4 protein-coding genes and 1 pseudogene are annotated in these 4,809 nt (G+C 71.0%); 4 read left to right on the top strand and 1 reads right to left on the bottom strand.

The window, feature by feature from the left end; translation table 11 throughout:
- Window positions 1-420: 420 nt before the first annotated feature.
- A complete protein-coding gene (locus tag JNW89_RS27910; protein ID WP_238451346.1) occupies window positions 421-1,020 on the bottom strand; it encodes a TetR/AcrR family transcriptional regulator in 600 nt (199 codons plus the stop codon).
- Between the two features lie 215 nt (window positions 1,021-1,235).
- Between JNW89_RS27910 and JNW89_RS27915 the strand changes: the two genes are divergently transcribed.
- From JNW89_RS27915 to JNW89_RS27930, 4 genes and pseudogenes are all read left to right on the top strand, one after another.
- Window positions 1,236-2,129: an ABC transporter permease gene (locus JNW89_RS27915; protein WP_238451341.1), complete on the top strand. Its 894-nt coding sequence runs from the start codon at window positions 1,236-1,238 to the stop codon at window positions 2,127-2,129.
- Window positions 2,122-2,940, top strand: a complete 819-nt coding sequence (locus JNW89_RS27920) for an ABC transporter ATP-binding protein (protein WP_238451342.1) — start codon at window positions 2,122-2,124, stop codon at window positions 2,938-2,940. Before JNW89_RS27915 ends, JNW89_RS27920 begins: the two co-directional genes overlap by 8 nt.
- 113 nt (window positions 2,941-3,053) lie before the next feature.
- The gene (locus JNW89_RS27925) at window positions 3,054-4,565 is read left to right on the top strand and encodes a bifunctional cytidylyltransferase/SDR family oxidoreductase (RefSeq protein WP_238451344.1); all 1,512 of its coding nucleotides are present in this window, start codon (window positions 3,054-3,056) and stop codon (window positions 4,563-4,565) included.
- A 27-nt stretch (window positions 4,566-4,592) separates the two neighbouring features.
- Window positions 4,593-4,809 (top strand): annotated as a pseudogene (locus JNW89_RS27930) (CDP-glycerol glycerophosphotransferase); the annotation flags it as partial.

Genomic DNA, 4,809 nt, shown 5'->3' on the forward strand with positions numbered 1-4,809 from the left:
CAGCCGGCCAGCAGGACGCCGGACGCCACCCAGATCAGGAAGGTCACCGACGGGCGGAGGCTGAACAGGAACGCGGCGTGGTAGAGCACGGTCCACAGCGCGAAGCCGACCACGCCCGCGTCGGTGACGGCGGCGGGCGCGCCGCGATCAGCGCGGACAGCCGGCGCCGACCGGGCGCCTGCGGGCTCTCGGGGGACGCGTCCGCGGGAGCGGGACGCTCCTCGACGGCAACGTGGTCGGCGTTCGACACGGGTCGTCCTTGTCGTTGTGTGGGCGATGTGCGCGACAGGCATGCGGCGGGCGGCGCCACGGGGGCGGTCCGGCTCCGGTCCGGGTTGCAGAGTAGCCGGAACCACCTTTTCGTGATGTCCGGCAGGTGGCGTGGCGGTGACGCGTCGGGGTTCACCGGTGTTTCCCGGGTCAGCCGGACACCGGCGCCTCGCGCTGGCGGGGCAGCGCCGGTTCGGCGCCGAGGCCGGCCGCGACCGCCTCGGCGAGGGTGTCGAGGTAGGTGTCGGTGAGCGGGGTGCGGGCGATGGCGAGCCGCCAGTAGATCGGCCCCACGATCAGGTCGACCGCGGCGTCCGGGTCGGTGCCGGCCGGCAGCTCGCCGCGCTCAATCGCCCGGCCGATGAGCTGGCCGCCGATCTCCTGCTGCTTGCCCCGGAGCACCTGCTGCAGGGTCTGGTCGATGGTCGGGTTGCGGGCCGCCTCGGCGAGCAGGTCGGGGATGATCTGCGAGGCCAGCGGGTGGCTCAGCGCGTGCGCCACCACCTGGAACAGCAGCGCCAGGTCGCCGCGGAGGGTGCCGGTGTCCAGCGCGGGCAGCTTGTTGCCGGCGGCGGCGACCACGGTTTCCAGGACCAGCTCGAGCTTGGAACTCCACCGGCGGTAGATGGCCGTCTTGCTGACCCCGGCCCGGCGGGCGACCGCCTCGATCGAGAGCCGGCCGTAGCCGACCGCGGCGAGCTCCTGCATCAGCGCGCGCCGGATGGCCTTCGTGATGTCGCCCCGGAGCACCGCGGCGCCGGCCGGCGTACGCCTCTTTTCGCTGGTCATCGGGGACCTTCCGCAGCTGTCACGTGGGCCAATGTACCGCAACGACGGTACGGTTGCGTCCCGACGTGTTTTGGACTACCGTCCACGCAGCGACGAGGCGGCCTCCGCGAACAGCTCCCTCTAAGATTCCATCGTCGCGCGCATCCCTTTGGCACGAAAGATCGGAGCGCCCTTCCATGGCCGACACCGCGCTGGTCGACCCCGAAACGGGCCTGACCCAGGCGCAGCTGGCCGCCCGGCACGGACTACGGGTCGCCGGTGAGCGCCCCTCCCTGGCCGAATACAGCCGCCGGCTGTGGTCCTACCGGCACTTCATCGCCGCGTACGCCAACGCCAAGCTCGTCGCCTCGTACAGCAACGCCAAGCTGGGTCAGGTCTGGCAGGTGCTGACCCCGCTCACCAACGCCGCGGTCTACTACCTGATCTTCGGCGTGGTGCTGGCGCAGAACGAGATCCCGAACTTCATCGCCTACCTGACCACCGGGCTGTTCATCTTCAACTTCACCCAGAGCGCCCTGCTGGCCGGCACCCAGTCGATCAGCGGCAACCTCGGGCTGATCCGCGCGCTGCACTTCCCCCGGGCCAGCCTGCCGCTGGCCGCGACGCTCACCCAGTTCCAGCAGCTGCTGGCCTCGATGGTGGTGCTGATCGGCATCGTGCTGGTGACCGGCGAGCCGATCACCCTGAAGTGGCTGATGGTGGTGCCGGCCCTGCTGCTCCAGGCGGTGTTCAACGCCGGCGCGGTGATGGTGGCGGCCCGGATGGGCTCGAAGGCCAGCGACCTGAAGCAGGTCATGCCCTTCATCCTGCGCACCTGGATGTACGGCTCCGGCGTCCTCTACAGCGTCAGCCTCTTCGAGCGGCTGCCGGGCTGGGCGACGACCGTGGTCCAGTTCAACCCGATGCTGGTCTACATCGAGCTGGCCCGCTACTCCCTGCTCGAACAGGCGCCACTGCTCAACGAGTCGCTGGCCCAGCTCTGGCTGGTCGGTGCGGCGTGGGCGGTGCTGGCGGGTGTCGGGGGCTTCATCTACTTCTGGCGCGGCGAACAGGAGTACGGCCGTGGTTGACCACTTCGAGGCGTCCAACGACGCCACCGTCACGCTGCCCCGGCTGACGGAGCGGATCCCCACCGTGGTGGTGGACGACGCGCACGTGATCTACCGGGTGCACAAGGGTGCCGGTGGGGGCAGCACGCCGGTGGCCGCGCTGCGGCGGCTGGTGAAGCGGTCCTCCGCACCGAACATCCAGGAGGTGCACGCGGTCAAGGGGGTGTCCTTCACCGCGTACCGGGGCGAGGCGATCGGGCTGATCGGCAGCAACGGCTCCGGCAAGTCCACCCTGCTGCGCACCATCGCCGGCCTGCTGCCGGTGAACCGGGGCGCGGTCTACACCCAGGGCCAGCCCTCGCTGCTCGGCGTGAACGCCGCCCTGCTCAACGACCTGTCGGGTGAGCGGAACGTCACGCTCGGCTGCCTGGCCATGGGCATGCACCCGGACGACGTGGCCCGGATGGCCCCGGAGATCATCGAGTTCTCCGGGATCAACCAGCGGGGCGACTTCGCCAGCCTGCCGATGCGGACGTACTCCTCCGGCATGGCGGCCCGGCTGCGCTTCTCCATCGCGGCCGCCAAGAGGCACGACGTGCTGCTGATCGACGAGGCGCTCGCCACCGGCGACAAGGGCTTCCGCAAGCGCAGCGAGCAGCGGGTCCGCGAGCTGCGGGAGGGCGCCGGCACGGTGTTCCTGGTGAGCCACCAGCTCTCCTCGATCCGGGACACCTGCGAACGGACGATCTGGCTGGAATCGGGCGTGCTGCGGATGGACGGGCCCACCGACGAGGTCATTCGGGCATACGAGGCGTTCTCGAACGGTAAGTAGCATCCCGGGCCGCGTCGCCCCGTTGGGGCGGCGCGGCCCGCGCGTTAAGGTTCAACCCGTCGCCACTCGGGCGCAATCTTTCGTTCAGGCATTCCTGGAAGTGAGGATCGGCAATGACGCAGGACCACACCACTGGCCCGGACGCCACACCGGAGACCCCGGCGCCGTGGCGGCCCTCGCGGACGGTGGCGGTGGTGCTGGCCGGTGGCACCGGGACCCGGCTCGGCCTGGGCATCCCGAAGCAGCTGCTGAAGATCGCCGGTAAGCCGATCATCGAGCACACCCTGGCCGTCTTCGAGGCCGCGGCGGAGATCGACGAGATCATCGTGCTGATGGCCACCGGCCACGTCGCCGACGCCCAGCAGATCGTCGACAAGGCCGGCTTCCGCAAGGTCAGCAAGGTGATCGAGGGCGGCGACACCCGCAACGCCACCACCCGGATCGCCCTGGACGCGGTCGGCGAGGGTGACGTCAACATCCTCTTCCACGACGCGGTCCGGCCGCTGGTCAGCGCCCGCATCGTGCGGGAGTGCGTGAACGCGCTGTGGACCTACTCCGCCGTCGACGTGGCGATCCCCTCGGCCGACACGATCATCCAGGTCGACGAGAACGAGTGCATCACCGACATCCCGGTCCGCGCCACGCTGCGCCGCGGCCAGACCCCGCAGGCGTTCCGCTCCGGCACCATCCGCGAGGCGTACCGGCGGGCCGAGGGCGACCCGGACTTCGCCGCCACCGACGACTGCGGCGTGGTGCTGCGCTACCTGCCCGGCACGCCGATCAAGGTGATCGACGGCTCGGACGAGAACATCAAGGTCACCCACCCGGTCGACGTGCACCTGGCGGACAAGCTCTTCCAGCTCGCCGCCGCCCAGGCGCCCCGGCTGACCGACCACCGCAGCTACACCGAGGAGCTGACCGGCCGCACGATCGTCATCTTCGGCGGCAGCTACGGCATCGGCCACGACCTGGCCGAGCTGGCCCGCCGCTACGGCGCCCAGGTCTTCCCGTTCAGCCGCTCCTCCACCGGCACCCACGTCGAGCGCGTCGAGGACGTCGAGGCCGCGCTGAAGACCGCCTTCGAGGCCACCGGCCGGATCGACCACGTGGTGGTCACCGCCGGCATCCTGGAGAAGGGCTCGCTGACCGACATGGACCAGGAGACGATGGACCGGGTGCTCCAGGTCAACTTCGTCGGCCCGGTCATCGCCGCCCGGCAGTCGCTGCCGTACCTGCAGCAGACCAAGGGTCAGCTGCTGCTCTACACGTCCAGCTCCTACACCCGGGGCCGGGCCCAGTACGCCCTCTACTCCGCCACCAAGGCGGCCCTGGTCAACCTGACCCAGGCGCTGGCCGACGAGTGGGCCGAGTTCGGCGTGCGGGTCAACTGCATCAACCCGGAGCGCACCGCCACCCCGATGCGCACCAAGGCCTTCGGCGAGGAGCCCGAGCACACCCTGCTCGCCGCCGAGACGGTGGCCCAGTCCTCGCTGGACGTGCTGATCTCCGACCTGACCGGCCAGGTGATCGACGTACGCCGGGCGCCGGGCGAGCCGGCCCCGGTGCCGGCGCAGCCCACCGCCGCCGACCAGGACCGGGTGGCCAGCGGCGTCGACGCCGGCTGACCCGCGACCCGGAGACGAGTGGGCGACATGCGTGGTGACCTGGTCAGGAAACTGATCGCACGGTGCCTGACCACCGGTCTGGCCGTGGTCGCGTTCCTGGTGGTGGCGCTGACCGGCGCCACCGGCTGGGGTCTGGCGCTGGCGGTGGCCGCGGCTCGTCGCGGCCGCGGCGGAGCGCCGGGTCCCGGCCGGGCGCCGACATCAGCGCCGAGTCGGTGCTGCTCGCCGCCGGGATCCTGGTCGG

The organism is Micromonospora sp. 4G55 (assembly GCF_016803375.1).